Source organism: Enterococcus sp. DIV1298c, assembly GCF_017316315.1.
GTDB lineage: Bacteria > Bacillota > Bacilli > Lactobacillales > Enterococcaceae > Enterococcus_B > Enterococcus_B mangumiae.
Window position 1 is genome coordinate 1 of sequence record NZ_JAFLWG010000015.1, and the last position, 18,603, is coordinate 18,603.

The following is an 18,603-nucleotide window of genomic DNA, read 5'->3' on the forward strand; positions in this document are numbered from 1 at the left end:
TCACAGAGGCGAAGGCGGTTATAAAACATTGGCGACTCGGTATAGTATTCCATCCCACTATACGGTTGAAAAATGGATAAAGACGGTTGATACACTTGGATTTGACGCTTTGCACAAGAGAAAAACGAAACAAAGTTACTCTTCTCAATTCAAACAAGATGTCATACACTATTATTTGAATAGTGGTGAATCTTATCTTGACGTTGCCCTGAAGTTCGGCTTGTCCTCCAAAGGTCTAGTTTTTCATTGGCATCAAGCATTTCTCAAAGAAGGCATCCAAGGTCTTTCACCGAAACCGAAAGGAAGATCTTCAATGTCTAAGAAAAACAAGGAAAAAAACTCAAAAAAATCAATGACACGCGAACAAGAGCTGGAACGAGAGAATGAACTGCTTCGCGCAGAATTAGCTTTTGTAAAAAAGCGCCGCGCTTTAGGGATGAATATTCCAGATCGACTCAAGAACGAGACGCCCGAATCATCCACGCGCTCCGAAAAGAGTTCCGGTTGACGATTCTTCTTGAAGCGACAAAATTCCCTAAAGCGACCTATATGTACTGGCAAAAGCGTTTTGATCATGAAGATCCAAATGCCAATCTGGAGAAACTAATCAAGGAGATTTTTGAGGAAAACAAAGGAAATTATGGGTATCGTCGGATTCAACTCGCTTTAAAAGAACGCGGAATGAAAGTCAATCAGAAAAAAATCCGCCGAATCATGCGCAAGCTTGGCCTAAAAGGCATGAAATTCACCCATAAATCGCGCAAATATAATTCTTATAAAGGAACCATTGGAAGAATAGCGAAAAATCTTATTCATCGCCATTTTTATACCTCGATCCCGCACCAAAAATTGACAACAGATACTTCTGAATTCAAGTATTATGAGCCGGATCAAAACGGAAAGCCGGTCATCAAAAAATTATACCTTGATCCATTCCTCGATATGTACAATGGAGAGATTTTGTCCTATCGCATATCTAAAACTCCGAATGCTCAAGCGATTCTTGATGCACAAAAAGAAGTCATCGAACGCACTTCTGATTGTCCTTATCGCCGAACATTCCATTCGGATCAAGGGTGGGCTTACCAGATGAAAAAGTACCGAAAGCAATTAATGAACGAGAAAATATTCCAAAGCATGTCGAGAAAAGGTAATTGTTTTGATAATGCACCAATGGAGAACTTTTTTGGTCTATTAAAGCAAGAAATGTATTATGGAGAAGTTTATACAAGCTTTGAAAGTTTAGCACAATCTATTGGCGATTGGATTGAGTATTACAATCATCTGCGTATCAAAACGAAACTCGGCTGCAGCCCTGTTCAATATCGTGAACGAATGGCAGCATAAAAATACCGACAAGATTTCTCCAGTCGGTACTTGGTCTAACTATTGGGTCTCACTTCAGAATGTACCAAAAAACGAATGACGATACGGAAAAAGAAATGATCGAAGAGGAATATGGGCGTTTAATCAGTCTGTCTAAAGATATTCGGAAAAAAAGAGAGATCATGAAATACGTGTCGATTCGCTTATATCTGTATGCGGATACTCAAAAAGAACTAGAAAAGCGAATCAAAGAAACACAGAAAAAACTGGAAAAAGAAGAATTTGGGTTTGCTTGTTTTACTTTAGAGCAAGAATACGAGTGGTAAGCGCTCTTTATGGATTACTACGCACAAACGATGTTGCCTAATCGACGCTCGGGCTTAGATATCGCCACCAATGAATTTGGCGCAAGTTATCCAGCCAATCAAGTTTATTTATCGGATGCGCGTGGTCAATACATTGGCATATCTAATACCGGCGGCCATATGTTTCTCGATGTCTGGGAGTATTTGATGGATCAAAATCGAACCTTTTACAATATTTTGATCACTGGTCTGATGGGAAACGGGAAGACTACTCTGATGAAAAAAATTATGGACGATAATATCGGAAGAGGATATTTGGTTCGCGGATTTGATAAGTCTGGCGAGTTTACACGGTTAATCAAAAAACGTAAGGGGGAGATCATCCGGTTGGATGGCCAAGATGGACGAATCAATATCCTAGAAGTGATCGCTTTAGCGGTAGATGATGAGACCTTGGAAGTAAGTGAGCAGTCTTCCTTCATGATGCACTTATCTAAGCTAGGGACTTGGTATTCTATCTTGAAGCCTACTGCACCGATTGAAGAGTTGGATATGTTTGATTCGATCATTATTGAATTGTATAAGAACGCTGGCTTGTCGGACAAAGATGGCCACGTAACGAAAATTACGGGTTTGCCTTCTGAGCGATACCCGATCCTGTCGGATGTGTTGGAGGTGATTGACGAGCGTTATCAAAAATCTATGTATGAACAGGAAAGGAATCACTTATACAATATTCAGTCGACACTCACTACGCTCTTACAAAAAACCAATACACTTTTCGATGGGCCAACAACTATTCCGGATATTTCTGATCAACAGGTCCTCTTTTTTAACATTGACGGGCTAACAAACTTTGAGCAGCGGTTCGTCAATGCCCAATTATTCAATACATTTAATCTTTTCAGTGCGACCCTCTTCAATAATGGGCGCAGAGAACATCGACGATACCAACAAGGGGAGATTTCTTTCGAAGAGATTCGTAGAGGCATGTTTTTCATGGCTGAATCTCATAATTTGATCAATCAAAACAATCCGCGGATGGTTTCCTTCTTCAATACCTATGCCAGAGAAGCAAGGAAGCGGTATGCGGGACTTTGTTTAGATACACAAAGCGTTCGTTCGCTCGTTTCTACTTCAAAAGACAGCCGAAACAGTAATGATGATGAGGCCAAGGATATCTATGATTTCATGAACTATCGCTTCTTTTTCCAGCCAGGAGAAGGAGAAAGCGATAATCTCAGTGAAGAAAATGGCGGCGTTTTAACAGCGGAACAAGCGTCTCGGCTAAATAAATTTGTCCCTGGACAGACACTGCTTCGAATTGGAAAATCGGACGCCTATGAATTATTTGTCTATGCTTCAGAAGAGGAATTGGATCTCTATGATGGCGGTGGAAGAAAAGGTGGAGACGTATGATCAAAAAACAAATTAAAAAGCGGATTATAAAGTGGTTACTCGCGTTTTTAGCGAGTAACTTTTTTATTATTTTTCCTTTCGTGCTGATTCTAATTTTGATTATAGGTGGTGTTTCGGCCGCCAATAACAGCCAATCCAATTGTCTTTCAAACACTGTCAGTGTCGCTGAAGAAACCAATACAGAAGTACCTAGTTCCGTCTACGAGTTTGTCAGAAGTCACGCCGAAGCCTACATGTTGTCATGGAAAGCCGGCGGCTTTTTGCCTTCCGCAAGTATTGCACAAACAATGGTGGAAACAGGCTTTAACTTCACCAATCCTTCAGGAACCTCCTTTTGGCAAGCACACAATATGGGTGGAGTGAAGACGTCTAGACTAAGTCATTTTCCTATCACCTTAAAGACATTTGACGAAGACTCTGTCGATATCACTGGAACGAAACCTGGTACAAATGTAGGGGACAATACAGGAGGTGCCTATACTTGGTTTAAAAATTATGACGCTGGAATCGTAGGGAAAGCTGAATTCATGGCACACCAAACGCTTTATACGAAAGCAATCAATAATACGGATGGCCTCAGTACACTGACTGCCATATATAATGGCGGGTGGGCGACAGATCCTTCCTATCTAATCAAACTGCAAAATGCGTATAAAAATTTGGGCTCAAAATTTCAATGGCTCGATCAAGAAGCCATCAGTAAATATGGACCAGCGCCTTTTCAAAAAGAGGAACTATCGAATGACTTGGATGTTGATTTTTCAGAAGAAGATTCGACAAGTGCAGAAGACGATGGTGGGTGCGCGGTTTCTGAAGCGGACACCAGTAATCAGATTGTCGGTGAGAACTCTGCACCGGTTTTAGACGTACCAGCGGAATACCAGGGAAAGCTGACGTTGCCAGAACCTGATACCAATAATTACTCAGGAAACAATTATCCCTTTGGTCAGTGTACGTGGGGAGCTTATAATCGCATGGCACAAATCGGCAATCCCATTGAATGGTTCTCAGGTGACGGAGGAAATGGTGGCTCGTGGGGAGCGTCTGCGAAAGCCAAAGGATACACCGTGGTAAAAGGAAAACCACAAGTCGGTTGGGCTGCCAGTTTCCCGGGAGGTGTTGCAGGATCCACGCCTCCTTATGGACACGTTGCTGTTGTCGAATATGTCAATGAGGACGGCAGTATGTTGGTAAGTGAAACAAATGTGATCAACCCTGGTTCCGGTACGCGTTCTTGGCGAGTAATCAGTAAGGAGACCGTGGCTCAAGTCGAATTTATTCAAGGAGGAAAGAGATAAGATGAAAGAAAATAGAATCAGAACGATAGGCGGTTTGGGTTTGGCCCTCATTTTATTTATGGGAGCGAGCCTTTTTTTATGGTTTCAAAATGTAAACTTGAAGGCGCAGGTGAAGGACTATCAATCAGAAACGCAACTTCTAAAGCAAAGCGAAAACAATCTGAAACAAAACATTGAAGTTCTTACCGATGACTATGACAAGTTGTATAAGGAGAAAAATGGGACGGCGAATGAAGAATTGATCTTGGCCGCTAACGTGTTATTTGCCTCTATTTACAACTATGATACCTCCAGACCAGATGGCAATATCATTGTACGAAAAGATAAAGCAAAAGAGGCTGCCACAGACAAAGTGGTGGATTCCATGTTTCCTAAAGATTCAAGTGAAACAGTGACCACAGTGGATACTGTCTCTCGTTTGACGAAGGATCCAGAGGTGTATTTGATGTCGTCTGATAGTCGTCAGCTTCAAGCACTTGTGGTGGTTGATTACGAAGTTTCAATCGCAGAAAGTAGTGAATTAACAGGACACTATATGTACAGAATCACTTATAACAATCATATGGAAAAAATTGATTCTATTCAAAATGTTGGGGAGTTTGAATAGGGCTTTTGGTGAGGAAAAGTATGATGAGAAATCGAATTCTACTCTCTTTTATTTTCTTCTTTTGTCTTTTGACCGGCTGTTGTATTACTAGCATGAATCGATATGAACAGGCAAATAGAGACGTTGAAATACAAGAAAATCAATCAAAAGTCATTGTCTTTTATCGTGACGATTGTGCTGAGTGCCAGAAGGTTTTCCCTTTTCTCTACGTCAGAAACTTACTCTTTGATGATCTCTTGTTTGTCAATATGAACAGTAAGCAGAATCGACATTATGTGGAGGAGTACTCTTTGAGAACTGTCCCGACTTTTATAAAAGGAAGCCGCATGTATCGTGGGACGGATCTAAAAAAAATAGTTCAATTCCTTCACCAGTAAGAACAAAAAGGAGGACCTATGGAAAAGAATAAAAGCCGACTTGATCTCTTGCGTGATCGAGTCGAAGATTTGTCTATTGCATCCAGAAGATACCAATCGTTGATTTATTTTGTTTGGTTTGTTTTCGTGGTTGTGACCTATAGTTTGATGATTGGACTCAATCTTTTTCTTTCAAAGGAAGTGGAAATTTCTTCGACCAAAATCCAATCGGAATTGGATTTTGGCAGCACGACGTATGTGTTACTCGATCGAAACGTAAATCAAAAAGAACAAAGCGCCACCTTCGTCTTAGGGAAAAAAGAAATGGATCCAGTGTATGAAGAGCGCACGTGGCATGTTTCAGTTGATTACCAAAATGGTTCAGACGATGGCCAGATCCAGACAACGATCTATCAAGGAGAAAACAATTTCACCTACATTCAAGTGGAGGGGCTTGCTTCTGAATGGTCCGGTTTACGTGTGGAGTTAACAACGAAATCGGACGTGCAAGTAGAAGAACAAAGCGACTATATTATTGTTGGAGAAAAAGATACGCAATCTGATCCGATAGACTTTCAAAATGAGACAGAGGTCGAAGTCACGGCCATTGATTATGCGATCGAACAACGGAACGCGGTAATCGCGGATAATCAAACAGTGATCAAGGACAATGAGGAAGAGATCGAAAAGAGTAAAGAAAAAGCACAGCTGTTAGAAACAGAAATGGATTATCAAACAGACGCGCAGAAAATAGAAACACAAAATTCTATCAACCAATTAAATGAACGAAATCGACAATTGGCAACCACAAATTATTCGACAGAGAAACAAAATGAAGAACTGCAAGAACAAATTGAAAAGCTGCAAGAAAAGGTAGCCGATAAGAAAAATAGTACTAAATAGATAGAGGAATCGCTAACGGAAAAGTAACGGAATTCAACAAAAGTTAACGGAAATCTAACGGTAGAGTAACGTTAGGATAACGTTAAGTTAACGGAAAAGTAACGGAATTATCCTACTTCATGTACCCATTAAAATCCCCCCGCACTGCGGGGGCCAGACAAAGTCTGGGTACGGATTTCCCTTATGCTCTTTTCTAAATCCCTGCTCTTCGACGCTTCGCGTCTGTCGAGCAGGCTTTTAGAAAACACTGATTCTCAAATTCGAAAGGAGGTTGAGCGAATGGGGAAACAGATTTCAGACTTTGATGAGATTAGAATTCGTGGCGTTGACTTAGATAAGAAAGCTCGATTAATCCAACTGGCGGATGCTCAAGGAAAGTCGTTGAATCAATTTCTACTTGAATATGTCAATCGGCTGGCGGAGCGCCACGAAGTTATGGAAACTGAAACCAAATATTCAGAATTGCTCGATATGATGGCGAAAGTGATAGACAAAAATACACACACAATGGCCGAAATGAAACAAATCATTCAACTAATCACAGGAGGGGAACTTGATGGGTGAAAGTGAAAATATGGCTAGGTTGGAAACATATATCTCTCAAGAAGCTAAAGATAAATTGAAGAAAATGATGGATAAAGGAAACAGAAGTTATGGTGCAGTAATCGAATCAATATTGCACCAGTTGGAAACAGCGGACGCAAATAAACTCTTGGGAGAAATTCTTTCGGAAGAGATTGCCACTCGGGTCATTAGAGAGTTGAAAGAGCCAATCGATATCCTCCGACGACGTACGGGTTATGCAGATCGACAAACCAAAGTGATCACAGAACTGTTGAATCATATGATCAACACACTACAGATCGATCGTATCGAAGAACGAGTGGTATTAACGAGCAAAGCAAAGACAAATGCGTTGAGCGCTGCTGAAAAACGAATCAAAGAGCAGCTGGATCACTTAGAAACAAAGACCAAGACGTAAATTATCTGACTTTTGATGAGGATTTGCCCTTCTAGCTTAACTTAGAAGAGTGTGGTATACTAAAAACGAAAAGAGGAATTGCGCTAACAACTCCTCTTAGGGATAGCACCGTTTAAGTCGGTGGCATAGTTGAATCAGTTACAAAGAATAACCGTTAAACTGGCCAAAGTTTATGATACGGTTATTTTTTGTCGTTTTTGTTATTGCTGATTGCAAGTACTAAGGTTGCGAAAGCTAACGCAAACATTAGTGCTTCATAAACAGACAAGCTTATTCCTTTCTAGGGATAAAGCCGAAAAACAACATAGGCGTCACCCCATTTCTTTTGGGATTAGCCACCGTATAAACTTTACTATCAGCTAGTATTGTAACATACAAATAAGACCAAATCCTTTGAAAGCAAGGATTTGGTCTTTTATTTTTTTTTGATTAAGTGAGACACTTTTGATCAACCATTCATTGAGAACTTTCCTTTTTCCTTTAAATACTTTTCAAACTCTATCACTTCGTTTCGCTTTTTCTTTAGAATAGAGTCTTGCATAGATTTTGGGAAAAAACCTTCCCGTTCATAAATTAAATTTTCCAGTACATAAATTTTTTTAATCAACACCTGATATTTCTCATTATCATTGGCTCTAAACGCTTTATCTTTTGCTTTGCGGGCGATCTTCAAAAGGTAATAAAGGCTTACTGTCTTTTCCTGAAGAAAGTCGATCGTGGTTTTTCCAAGAACTTCATTTTCGTCTTCCAGCATGGGGATTTCTTCCGGAATTTGCGATTGTCGAAGATGGTTTTGACAGACGTCGGAAAGAGAAAAACCAATCTGACAAAAATCACAAGATAAGTGTTCGGTTAGAGGGGTCCCGCAGTATTTGCATGTGTAGTTTGTAGTCATAATTTTTCTCCTTCGTGATCGATGTCTGCTTTCAGTACACTCGTTTTTTTAGTATAACTTAGTGTTCCTATAGATTAAAGATGTTTTTAGAGAAGAAATGAAAGGGCGTATACCAGGTTGAAAAAACTTCATTTGAAAGTCAATTTTTCACCTGGCAGATGGCGCTAATACCCAATATTGACAGCTGCACGTATGTCATTAGTAAACAGTTATCGTCTAGATCTTCGCAATGAACGATAAGTTGTGTTTGGAAGTTATAGCCTTTTTCTTTCATAGCTGAAGCTAACCCGATGATCATGCTTCCGGAACCACAACAGGGTTCATAGTAATTCATTCGGCCGTTTTCTAAGATTTCGGATTGTCCGGAGACAAAGGTTAGTTCAGCCATCAGTCTAGCGATATGATTCGGTGTAAAGCATTGGCCCATTGATTTGTTAGCTAAGTTTAGCTCCATGTAGATCTCACCCAACCAGTCAATAGAGTCCTCTTCAAGTGCGCTTGTAAGCAGTTGAAAACACTCACAAAAAGTAATAGCTTGGTCCCTGGAGTATTTTTTGATGATGCTGAGATACAACGCTTCACGCTCTTCGAATTGAAGGTGATTCATTGTATTCGAGCAAGTATAGGCCATAAGATGGATCCAATCGTTAAATACCCCACCTAGTGAATACTTGCCTGTGATCGATTGCAGCTTATTGATGATTTCATTCTTTTTGTTCATAAATTGACCTCCTTCAGAAAGGTTTTTGCCTTTCATTGATTTGATGTATTTTTCTTTGATGCAGAAGATGGATCATACCTGGAATGAGCGACAAGGGTAAATGGAAGGTATGGTAAAAGGCGGTGGAACCGCCGTTCTTCTCAAAGAAAAATTGAATCGATGAAGGTCGGTGCGCGACGTAGGAGCGCTAAAGCGAAGGCGTCAGCCTGAGAGGCCGTTGGAAACGGCCGGAAAGTGTGCGCAGCACACGCCAGGGGGACCCAACGATCGTCGATCGGTGGGGGAAAAGCGGGCGTCGCCCGCGTTCCTCTTTAATAAACGTCAGCTGTGGCAACAGCTGACTGAATTTGTCCATATAGCGTAGCGTCAAAGGAAGAGAGCGCAGTCGAAGATGATACGTAGCGAATGACTGTATATGGACAAATTCACTACAAATTGCGCCAGCAATTTGTTCCCAAAAAGCAGGCAAGAATAGGTTTCCCTATTCTTATTTGCTTTTTATGCAGTTCGAATCAAGCCACCAAATATTGGTTTGAAACCAATGAGTCCAAATTCTGAGTATTCGGGAATATCCAAATTGAAAACATAGGACATTTGAAAGCCTTCATTGAGTTCTTTCCAATCGCCTGACCATTCTTCTTCTCGGTTTGAAACATAGAAGAGAGAAAGCATTTTGCCGATGGCGGTGTAGCTTAAAATAGCGTAATACACGAGATAATCGTGCTTTTCTTCAAACTCTGCGACTAATTGCTTAAAGCTATTATCTAGCCAATAATTTCCTCCACGTAAAGAATAGGAAACCAAGTCAGCTTGTTCGAATTGTTGAATCGTATCGTCAATGATACCGAGGGCCTTCATGCGCTTGATTGCTTCTTTTTTGTACCGTTGTTTTTGTTCATTTTTCATAGTTTTACACTCCTTCGTAATGTGTTAAAAAGCCGAGAAAGAATCCTACAGCAACTGCCATAGGCGGAATATCTTTACAAGCTTCAACAAAATCTGCACTATCCAAATAATCAAATTCATACTCGCCAGTTTGAGTGTTAACATTCACCTTTTTGCCGAAGTTGCATTCGACTTCAGCCGGACCGTACATTTTGTTTACCCAAACTTGGAGAGCAAAGGCTTCATTTTGGACTTCAAGGATGTCATGGCCGGTTTCGTATTTTTCAAGATTGGGAGAATCTGTTAAGGAAGAAAGTAGTTCATTGTCCATGATTTCTAGGATGAAACAATTATTCAAGTTCATTTTAGTCGTCCTCTCTTTCGGTGAATGAATAGAAAGCGCCGTTTACTTTTATTGATTCGAAATAGTCCAACCATTGGCTATCCGTTGTTTTTGCTTTCTTATCGTCATTAAATCTTTGCCATGTAAGTTCTAACGCTTGATACTCATCTGGTTTAATCGTGCTAGGTTTGATTCCTTTATCAATACACACCAAAGCTTGAAAGAGCCATTTGGGGTTTGCTTTTTTTAGCTGTTCAATCGTTCGATAGTAAGTGTCAATCAGATTAAGCTCAACACTGCTTTCAATCATTTCTTCTTGGGCCATATCCAATAATTTTTTATAGTGCTTTTGAGGGACACGTGTTTCGTTATAAGCGAACGTCATATCCTCCATTTTTTGCGCCATTTTGTCTTTAGGCAATCGTGAAAATTCTTCATAATACGTTTGTGGCATGGTTTGACCTCCTACAGAAAGGGTTTGCCTTTCTTTTTTTATATTTTCTTTTGACAGAAAAGATGGATCACTCCTGGAGTGAGCAACAAGGGCTTACAGATGGACCAGCTTCAGCTGGATCCAGCTGTTGTGTATTTACCCTTGTTGGTTGAATGGAAGGTGTGATAGAAGGCGGTAGAACCGCCGTTCTTTTCAAAAGAAAAAATAAATGGAAGACAGAGATCCCGTTCTGTGGGTTGGGCGCGACGTAGGAGCGCTAAAGTGAAGGCGATAGCCTGAGAGGCCGTTGGAAACGGCCGGAAAGTGTGCGTCGCCCGCGTTCCTCTTTAATAAACGCCAGCTGTGGTAACAGCTGGCTGAATTTGTCCATATAGCGTAGCGTCAAAGGAAGAGAGCGCAGTCGAAGACGGTACGGAGCGAATGACTGTATATGGACAAATTCACTACAAATTGCGCCAGCAATTTGTCTCCTGAAAGGACAAAAAAAATCGAAGTGTGTCAGTATATCAAAACCTAAATAGTTGAAAAAGAGAGTATTCATAAATTGACTGATTTCTGGATATTCTCTTTTTGACGCTCCATCGGATTCATTCGTTTTTGCTTACCTATTCTCTTCCCAATGAATTTACGTGTATCGAAAACCTTGTATATGAAGTTTAGAACAAGTGTCTCAGTATGTCATAAAAGAAAAGCATAATAATTTTTAATTTGGTATAAAACCAAATGGAAAGTGCGCGCAAATCAATTGCTAAAAAGCTCCGAAAAGTGGACGATTGAATGGATTATTCGAACTAAAGCAAAACACTTGTCAATCAGGGGTCGTTTGGGAAGCTCGGTCAAACTTAATGGAATGGAAGTAGGAACAAAAGAAGATTAACCGTAGTTAGCGATCTTATTTTTTAAATTTATTGACCTTATTTCCTTGCAAAAAGGTGCTTCATGCATCTATATATAAACTAAACGGTTAAAAAAAAACTAAGCGAGGGACCTCTATGCAAGAACTTCAACTATCGTTCATTACAAATCCGATGATTCGACGCTGGATGCGAATATTGACGAATATGGAACAAATTGGAAATTTTACATTGGTTCAACTTTCTCAACAAATGGTTATTTCACATCGTACGTTAGTCAAAGATATCCAATCAATCCGAGATTATTTTGGTGATAGTATCTCTTTACACTCGGACAATAGCGGGTTTCACTTCGAAGAATGCGATCGGGTCAGCTACAAGGAAAAGAAAGAACAGTTACTCGTTAATGAGCCCTTATTTGAAATTATGAGTGCAATCTTTTACGGAGAAGAAGTCGATCTGGATGAATTGGCCCATCAATACAGTTATGGTGAGAGTACCTTGCGGCGCTTTTTTGCACGCGTTCGCCCGACATTAAAAGGATACGGTTTGGCGATACAAGCGACGCCTGTATTGCTTACAGGTGATGAAGGAAGTATTCGAAAATTCTTTTTTGACTTTTACTATATTGCAGAACCAACACCGCATACCATTCGTCCGCCAGAAGGATTGCATCAGTCTGTGGTTAAGGGGTTAGCTGATCGATTAGGCAAGTATGAAGTTGGGACGGGATTGTCAATCTCAGCATTTTATTCTTTACTATATCTAGTAGTAGTTCGGGTTCAGCAAGGAAAAACGAGTTCCGTTCCAAAGTGGATTCAAGAACGAGTATACAAAGAAAAAGATTTTGAATTATTAACCTTGCTTGTACCAATCATTGAAAAAGATTACGGTGTCACCTTGCCTAAAGAAGAACTGGCCTGGCTACATTTAATTATCGTTTCAAAACGAACGATCAATCGATTAGATCAGGAAATTCAATTTCTAGAGCGATTCAATTTCTGGCCAAACATTATCGGTGTTGCAGTTGCGTATTTCTCTGACCCAATCTTTGATCGCTGGGACCGGAAGGTCCTAGAGACATTTCTGGCCTCCTTTTTAGTCTCACGAAAACTAAATGATGCGACAAGTCCGACTTGGAACAAGCAACAAAAAGAAACGATCAACGCTATTCAACAGGAGCAACCAATCACCTATAACAAAAATCTCACTTTTTTGGCTCACCATCAAAAAGCACTGGCTTTTTCCAACACTTCTTTGGAAGAAATTGCCGTAAGCTTTACAGTTTTCAGTGATCTGTTGCTTCGCTATTATCAGCCAGTGAAAAAAGTTTTGTTTTTGTTAGAAGGCGACTATATCGGAATCCAAAAAATCCGCTTACAGGCTCTTCGAATTTTGGGAAACCAACATGAGCTGATCTTTGTTTCATTACATGAGTTGTCAGAAGAGTGGTTAAAATCAGAGGAAACAGATTTGATCGTAACAAATTATCGGCCTTATCTGTTTGATTACGGACTAAAAAACGACTATATTCTACTCAATGCCAATCCTACTGTCGCTGATTGGGAACGCGTGGTACATGCCTTAAATCCGTTAGTCGAGTAATTCAAATGAGTTATCTTTGTAACGAAGAGCCAATATACAGTAATAGACAATGCATTACAAAATACTAGATGCCGCATTCACGAACGGGTCAATTCATCCTAAACAATAAATTCTATCCTTTTTTTAGGTAATTATTGCGGCCGTTATCAGGTTTGTTCGATATTTTCACTATGCTGTGAAAATAATGATTTTTATTGAGTTGGAAAATCAGGTAAGGTAGTAGATGTCAGAGGGAATGTGTGTAAACATTGATCTGTGAACCAAAAAAGTTCTGATAACGATCGTTTATGAGAATGCAAAAAAAACAGGCATTCGAACAATTCGAATACCTGAAGATTGTGATTAGATTATGCTTTTTTTGAAAGTCAGACCCTTCTGGATTTCATTCTAAAAAACGATGGGTTTTGAGCCATTTCACAAAGGAGGAGGGAAATGAAACGTATAATTTGTATCGTTGCGAGCTGTTTGTTGGGGATCCTTATCTTAGGAACAGCGTCTACGAGCGGAAATGCGTCATCGGTTCAATCGACAGAGACCGAAGGAACGATCCGGTTTATGGGCCGTTATGAACCAGAAGGCACTCCGGATCCACCACCTACCGGTATCGCAAAACCGCCTGCCGGTGACAGACTGCCTCAGACCAATACCGTACACCACACGCAATGGGTATGGATCGGTTGGCTACTCGTGGGCTTGGTTGCCACCGCAGGCGTCAAAAGAAACAAAAAGAACAAAACAAATTAGAAAACGAAAGAAGGAATTTTCAATGAAATTTATCCGATTAGCAACTGTTGCAGCACTATCTACCACTATCTTAGCTGGAGGCGTTCAAGCCTTTGCGGAAGAAGGAACCAGTGAGGTTCGCCAAACAACAACTGAAGGACAAATCACCTTTACAGCAGGGGAAGATGAGACCGAAGTTGACCCAGGAGAAAATGGTCCAGATGTAGAAATCCCACCGGTTGTCGGACCAGAAGGAAACAAAGGGCCATTGACGATTGCGACAGTTCCAACAATGAACTTTGGTTCTCAAATCATTTCAACAACCGATGTGACTTACAACATGGTTGCCGAAAGACAACAATTAAAAGGAACAACGGGTGACGAAAACAAAGTTCCTTACGTAAGTATGGCCCAAGTCGATGATACCCGTGGAACAAATGAAGGTTGGGAATTGAATGTAAGTTTAACTGAATTTGAAGCACCAAACACACAAAACAATGTCTTAAAAGGCGCACATATCAGCTTACATGATCCATCGATTCGTTACAGCATTGATGATCCTGCACTAATGCCTGAAGCACACGCAACTGGGCTACAATTACTACCAAATGAGGCAGCTGTAGCGGTCATGACTGCAGCACCAGAAAAAGGTGCGGGGAAATCTACCGTTGAGTGGGGCAATCACGATGATTTGGCACAACAAATTGAAGATGGCGCAGAAGTTGTCGAAAATGCAGCGATCAAATTATTTGTTCCAGGATCAACCGCAAAAGATGCCGTGACGTATACGTCTACGTTGACATGGGAACTAGAATTGACACCAGAAAACTAAGAAATAGCAAACGATCGATTTTCAGGTCAATTGAGATGTTGGGCAGCGTTACAGACCTTTGTAGTGCTGCTTTTTTTAAAGAAAGGATCACAACATGATAAATCAGAAACAAAAGGTACGGAAGATCGTTTGGCTGCTTGGGGCGCTTGCCTTTTTATTCCCACTATCAGCACATGCAGAGGAAACGGAATTGAATGTGTATGCCAATCCCATTCTTCCTGAAAGCCAAGTGGATGAAGGAAAGGGGTATTATGATTTAAATCTAGCACCCAACGAACAAGAAACAATCCAAGTGGAAATTGGGAATAACAGTGCCGAACCCATACGGGTTCAAGTCACAGCTCATACCGCGTTTACCAATGTGTTAGGGAAAGTCGAATATGGCAAAGAGGCCGCAGAACCAGATCCAACATTGATCCATTCTCTGGCTGACTTGATCGAGCCATCTGGGATGATCGAATTAAGCGGAAACGAATCAAAAGTTATTGACTTGCCTTTACATATGCCGGTAGAGGCCTTTGAAGGCTTTTTAGCAGGCGGCCTACGGATCGCCGAATACAAAGAAGACGATGAAGAAAGTGAAGAACCAGAAGGCGAAGGCGTCGCAATTAAAAATGAGTTTGCCTATGTGATCGGCATGGTGGTGAGTAATACACGCGACGCTGTGCAACCGGAGTTGGAGCTGCTGGATGTTTTTGCGGATCAGTTGAATTACCGCAATGTGATCAGTGCCACCTTACAAAACTTCACGCCAACCTTTGTCAATCGCTTAGCAGTAGAAGCAACCGTGAAACGTGCAGGAGAGAACGACGTTCTCTATGAAGCCAGCCAAGAAATGATGCAGATGGCACCCAATTCGAATTTTAATTTCCCGATTTCTTTAGAAGGGGAACGTTTTCGAAGTGGCACCTATATCTTAGAACTAACGGCGACTTCTGGCGAACATGAATGGTCATGGATCCGTGAGTTTACGATCGAGGCGGACGAAGCACGTAAATTGAACCGAGAAGATGTGTTGGTTGATACAAGTATCAATTGGTGGATGATTTTAACCATCGGATTGATTGTTTTAGTAATCGCCTTATTTGTTTATATGATTTGGCAAAAAAATAAACACCAAACAAGTGAATAATCAAAGGAGTAATCACGTGCAAGATAAAAAAAGAAAATTGTTCATTCGATTTGTTATAGCGTTACTACTCTTACCTCTTTTTTTTAAACCAGTCGGGATCGTGTATGCCACGACTATCGAAGAGAGCGGGGGGCAAACACTGGAAGAATGTCCCGAAACCAAACAAAATCTGAGTCCAGAAACCGAATCAGACGATGAGAGGGCGAATGAGCGATTCAAAGATGGAGAAAGTATCAATCAATTTCAATCAGAAAACAAAGTGCCCGAGGAAATTATTGCTAAAAGTCTACAGTTATTTCCCAAATGGGGAAATATAGAATCAGGAAAATTGGTTACTGGTTCGGAACTACTTCCTCCAACCTATTATCAATTTAAACAAACTGCACAGACTAGATGGATTTTAAATGGTGTTGATCAAACAAATGCTACATCAGCGGTTACGATTTCTAATAATAGCACATTAAGAATGACGAATATTGGGATAGTAGATAATCGGTACATTGATGCAATATGGATATTCGGTCAAGCAACGAATTTATCACACATTACACTTGAGTCAAATAAAGATATAATCTTTTGGAGAGTTAATGCAACTACTCCAGGACATGTTCCAATATCAATTCGACATGTCTATCAAGACACTGGGGAAGAGTTGTCTTCGAATATTCCATTAATTCTAGACTACAGCCTCTCAAGAAACATGTACTTTGAAATAGAACAACAAAAATTGTATGCTCTATTTTCGAGTATTGATACTGCTCGAAAATGGGAAATTGCTAGTCGAAACAATAACTACTTTTTCGAACGTATAGATACCGCAAATGTTATAGATACACTCTCATTCGTAATGGGTACTAACTTGGATTTACGACTAGGTTTCGCAGCTTTTACAAATGATGTAGGTGGTTCTGCTTTCCAACCATATCGATCTGGATCGGCTCTTTTGGACAATAATTCAGGTATACCAACTATCGATGGACATAAGGAAGTAGAAAAATTTTTAAGCCGCTATAGTATCACACAAGAATTTGGGGATATAACCAATGGATCATATGATATGTCCATTTCATTTGATTCCGCAATTCACAAAGAAATGACGGTAGGTTCAATCCAAGACCAAACTGGAAATGATTTAAATAGCATTAGTGATATCACTAATGCTGATGGTGAAATTCAGATCAGTCTTCCTGCAATAGAAGTAGCGAAACTGAGAGGTCAATCTATCGAAGTGACACTTGTTGGCGTTATCGATAGTACCAATGAGAAACTATCTGAATTCCTTGTAGAAGATTACGTACGTTTACCTATAGAGGCAACAACTTCATACTCGCCACAGAAAGTTTCAGGATATGCAGATACTTGGGCTCGTCCATGGGGAAATCCTGTATCTCAAGAGATCAGTTTAAATACTTCTACAACTGATTTAGATCCAAAAGAATTCGTAGATAATCTAGATAATAAACTTGAAGGTGACGAACCATTTGTTGTGGGCTTTTCTGAAGAACGAATTTTTGATCGTTTAGAAGAAACATCTATTGATGTAATCATCGAATCCTCAATTAGTGGCATTCAAAATATAATTGAGGTCCCTATCACAGTAATTGAAAACAAAGGAAAGGTCGTTGTCAACCATGAAGATAAAGAAGGAAATACTCTTGCACATCCTGAAGAATTGATCGGAATTATTGGAGAACCATACAAAACAAAAGCACAAGTGATTCCAAATTATCAATTAGTGACTGAGCCTGATCAAGCCACGGGAGTCTTTTCGGAAGAAACTATAGAGGTTACGTATGTTTATGAAGTTGCATCAGTAAAACCGGTGAATCCTTTGGATCCAGAAATCGAAATTGATCCAGATAATAAACCAGAACTTCCAAAAGATCAGGGGTTATTGAGTATTGACTTTGTTTCGTCCTTTGACTTTGGTTCACAAGCTATTTCTGTTCGTGATCAAATTTATTATGTACACCCACAACGATTATTAAACGAAGATGGGACAGTGAACGAGACAGAAGAACGACCAAACTATGTTCAGATCAGTGATCGTCGATCAGAGAATGAGCGCTTTGGATGGAGCCTTTCCGTGACACAAAACGGTCAATTTAGAAATAGTCAAAACCATGAACTATCTGGTGCGCGACTCCATTTGACCAATCAACAATTTGCCTCCGCACAAGGCGGGGAACAACCGCTATTGACTCACCAAGAAGGAGTCGCATTAGTACCTGGGCAAAAGGCTGAGCTCGTCACGGCCAATCAGGGTCAAGGGACTGGCACATGGATCTATCGCTTTGGCGATGGAAGCAGTGCTGGCGAAAGTGTAGCGTTAGAAGTCCCAGAAATGGCTACACCAAGAGCTACGACCTATCAAACCTCCCTCACATGGGAACTCAGTGCTGTTCCAGCAAATGAATAAATGAAGAAAGAAGTAGTAACATGGAAGAGATAGTTACGATGCAAGATTACTTTACCCGTATGGATAAAAAGCTAGGCCGATCATTTGCCTCTCATTACCCAGTACTCCATGAGTATTATGAGGAATTGAAATCAGCTTGTTCTGAAGTCAATCAACACCCAAGAAATAATTTGTTCGACACATTAAAAGAAGTATTATCTTTAGACGCACAATTGCAGATCTTGTTAGAATACCACAAAATAACAGAATCACATTTTCGTGAAATTGCTAGCGAAGAAGAGTTAATTTCACAGATTAAAAAAGATAGTCGCTCCTTTTACCGGGAATTAGTCGGATTGAATACATCTTCTGAAATTCCGATAGGGATCATTTATCTTGGAGATGGAACAAAAATATCCTAGAGTTTAAAAGATACTAAGAAAATGATATAAGAGCTTCCAGAAAATGACGAATTTCTGGAAGCCCTTTTTTTGCTCATCAAGTCGTTAACAAATCATTGTCCCGCAAAAAAGGGGATTTATAAATTTTGGCTCTTTGTCAATAA

At 40.3% G+C, this 18,603-nt stretch carries 20 protein-coding genes; 15 read left to right on the forward strand and 5 right to left on the reverse strand.

Going from position 1 to position 18,603, the window contains the following annotated elements; translation table 11 throughout:
* The 9 genes from JZO83_RS14360 to JZO83_RS04275 form a co-directional block, all read left to right on the forward strand.
* On the forward strand, positions 1-508 hold a 508-nt coding region (locus JZO83_RS14360; RefSeq protein WP_242542402.1), incomplete at its 5' end, for a transposase.
* Positions 403-1,347: an IS3 family transposase gene (locus JZO83_RS04235; RefSeq protein ID WP_347401505.1), complete on the forward strand. Its 945-nt coding sequence runs from the start codon at positions 403-405 to the stop codon at positions 1,345-1,347. The genes JZO83_RS14360 and JZO83_RS04235, both read left to right, overlap by 106 nt.
* Positions 1,348-1,406: 59 nt before the next feature.
* Positions 1,407-1,652, forward strand: coding sequence for a hypothetical protein (locus JZO83_RS04240; RefSeq protein WP_207115071.1), 246 nt, complete (start codon positions 1,407-1,409; stop codon positions 1,650-1,652).
* A 9-nt stretch (positions 1,653-1,661) separates the two neighbouring features.
* Positions 1,662-3,050: a hypothetical protein gene (locus JZO83_RS04245; protein WP_207115072.1), complete on the forward strand. Its 1,389-nt coding sequence runs from the start codon at positions 1,662-1,664 to the stop codon at positions 3,048-3,050.
* A complete protein-coding gene (locus JZO83_RS04250) occupies positions 3,047-4,348 on the forward strand; it encodes a CHAP domain-containing protein (RefSeq protein WP_207115073.1) in 1,302 nt (433 codons plus the stop codon). Before JZO83_RS04245 ends, JZO83_RS04250 begins: the two co-directional genes overlap by 4 nt.
* Position 4,349: 1 nt before the next feature.
* Positions 4,350-4,955, forward strand: coding sequence for a hypothetical protein (locus JZO83_RS04255; RefSeq protein ID WP_207115074.1), 606 nt, complete (start codon positions 4,350-4,352; stop codon positions 4,953-4,955).
* 395 nt (positions 4,956-5,350) lie between these two features.
* Positions 5,351-6,214 carry a hypothetical protein gene (locus JZO83_RS04265; protein WP_207115076.1) on the forward strand — a complete coding sequence of 288 codons (864 nt, stop codon included), beginning with the start codon at positions 5,351-5,353 and terminating at the stop codon, positions 6,212-6,214.
* A 279-nt stretch (positions 6,215-6,493) separates the two neighbouring features.
* Positions 6,494-6,778, forward strand: a complete 285-nt coding sequence (locus JZO83_RS04270) for a hypothetical protein (protein ID WP_207115077.1) — start codon at positions 6,494-6,496, stop codon at positions 6,776-6,778.
* Positions 6,771-7,196 (forward strand): hypothetical protein, encoded by a 426-nt coding sequence (locus JZO83_RS04275; protein WP_207115078.1) that lies wholly within the window; start codon positions 6,771-6,773, stop codon positions 7,194-7,196. Before JZO83_RS04270 ends, JZO83_RS04275 begins: the two co-directional genes overlap by 8 nt.
* Before the next feature lie 448 nt (positions 7,197-7,644).
* Here JZO83_RS04275 and JZO83_RS04280 read toward each other — a convergent pair whose 3' ends face one another.
* From JZO83_RS04280 to JZO83_RS04300, 5 genes are all read right to left on the reverse strand, one after another.
* Complete coding sequence (locus JZO83_RS04280; protein ID WP_207115079.1) at positions 7,645-8,091, reverse strand: hypothetical protein; 447 nt, start codon at positions 8,089-8,091, stop codon at positions 7,645-7,647.
* A 139-nt stretch (positions 8,092-8,230) separates the two neighbouring features.
* A complete protein-coding gene (locus JZO83_RS04285; RefSeq protein WP_242542403.1) occupies positions 8,231-8,812 on the reverse strand; it encodes an N-6 DNA methylase in 582 nt (193 codons plus the stop codon).
* A gap of 498 nt (positions 8,813-9,310) precedes the next feature.
* Complete coding sequence (locus JZO83_RS04290; RefSeq protein ID WP_207115081.1) at positions 9,311-9,718, reverse strand: hypothetical protein; 408 nt, start codon at positions 9,716-9,718, stop codon at positions 9,311-9,313.
* Between the two features lie 4 nt (positions 9,719-9,722).
* The gene (locus tag JZO83_RS04295) at positions 9,723-10,061 is read right to left on the reverse strand and encodes a hypothetical protein (protein WP_207115082.1); all 339 of its coding nucleotides are present in this window, start codon (positions 10,059-10,061) and stop codon (positions 9,723-9,725) included.
* Between the two features lies 1 nt (position 10,062).
* Positions 10,063-10,494, reverse strand: coding sequence for a hypothetical protein (locus JZO83_RS04300; protein WP_207115083.1), 432 nt, complete (start codon positions 10,492-10,494; stop codon positions 10,063-10,065).
* 992 nt (positions 10,495-11,486) lie between these two features.
* Between JZO83_RS04300 and JZO83_RS04305 the strand changes: the two genes are divergently transcribed.
* From JZO83_RS04305 to JZO83_RS04330, 6 genes are all read left to right on the forward strand, one after another.
* Positions 11,487-12,953: a helix-turn-helix domain-containing protein gene (locus JZO83_RS04305; protein WP_207115084.1), complete on the forward strand. Its 1,467-nt coding sequence runs from the start codon at positions 11,487-11,489 to the stop codon at positions 12,951-12,953.
* A 432-nt stretch (positions 12,954-13,385) separates the two neighbouring features.
* Entirely contained in the window at positions 13,386-13,697 is a 312-nt protein-coding gene (locus JZO83_RS04310) for an LPXTG cell wall anchor domain-containing protein (protein WP_242542404.1), read from the forward strand.
* A gap of 22 nt (positions 13,698-13,719) precedes the next feature.
* Positions 13,720-14,508, forward strand: a complete 789-nt coding sequence (locus tag JZO83_RS04315) for a WxL domain-containing protein (RefSeq protein WP_207115085.1) — start codon at positions 13,720-13,722, stop codon at positions 14,506-14,508.
* A 94-nt stretch (positions 14,509-14,602) separates the two neighbouring features.
* Positions 14,603-15,640 (forward strand): DUF916 and DUF3324 domain-containing protein, encoded by a 1,038-nt coding sequence (locus tag JZO83_RS04320; protein WP_207115086.1) that lies wholly within the window; start codon positions 14,603-14,605, stop codon positions 15,638-15,640.
* A 16-nt stretch (positions 15,641-15,656) separates the two neighbouring features.
* The gene (locus JZO83_RS04325; protein WP_207115087.1) at positions 15,657-18,059 is read left to right on the forward strand and encodes a WxL domain-containing protein; all 2,403 of its coding nucleotides are present in this window, start codon (positions 15,657-15,659) and stop codon (positions 18,057-18,059) included.
* Between the two features lie 20 nt (positions 18,060-18,079).
* The gene (locus JZO83_RS04330; protein WP_207115088.1) at positions 18,080-18,460 is read left to right on the forward strand and encodes a hypothetical protein; all 381 of its coding nucleotides are present in this window, start codon (positions 18,080-18,082) and stop codon (positions 18,458-18,460) included.
* Positions 18,461-18,603: the final 143 nt, after the last annotated feature.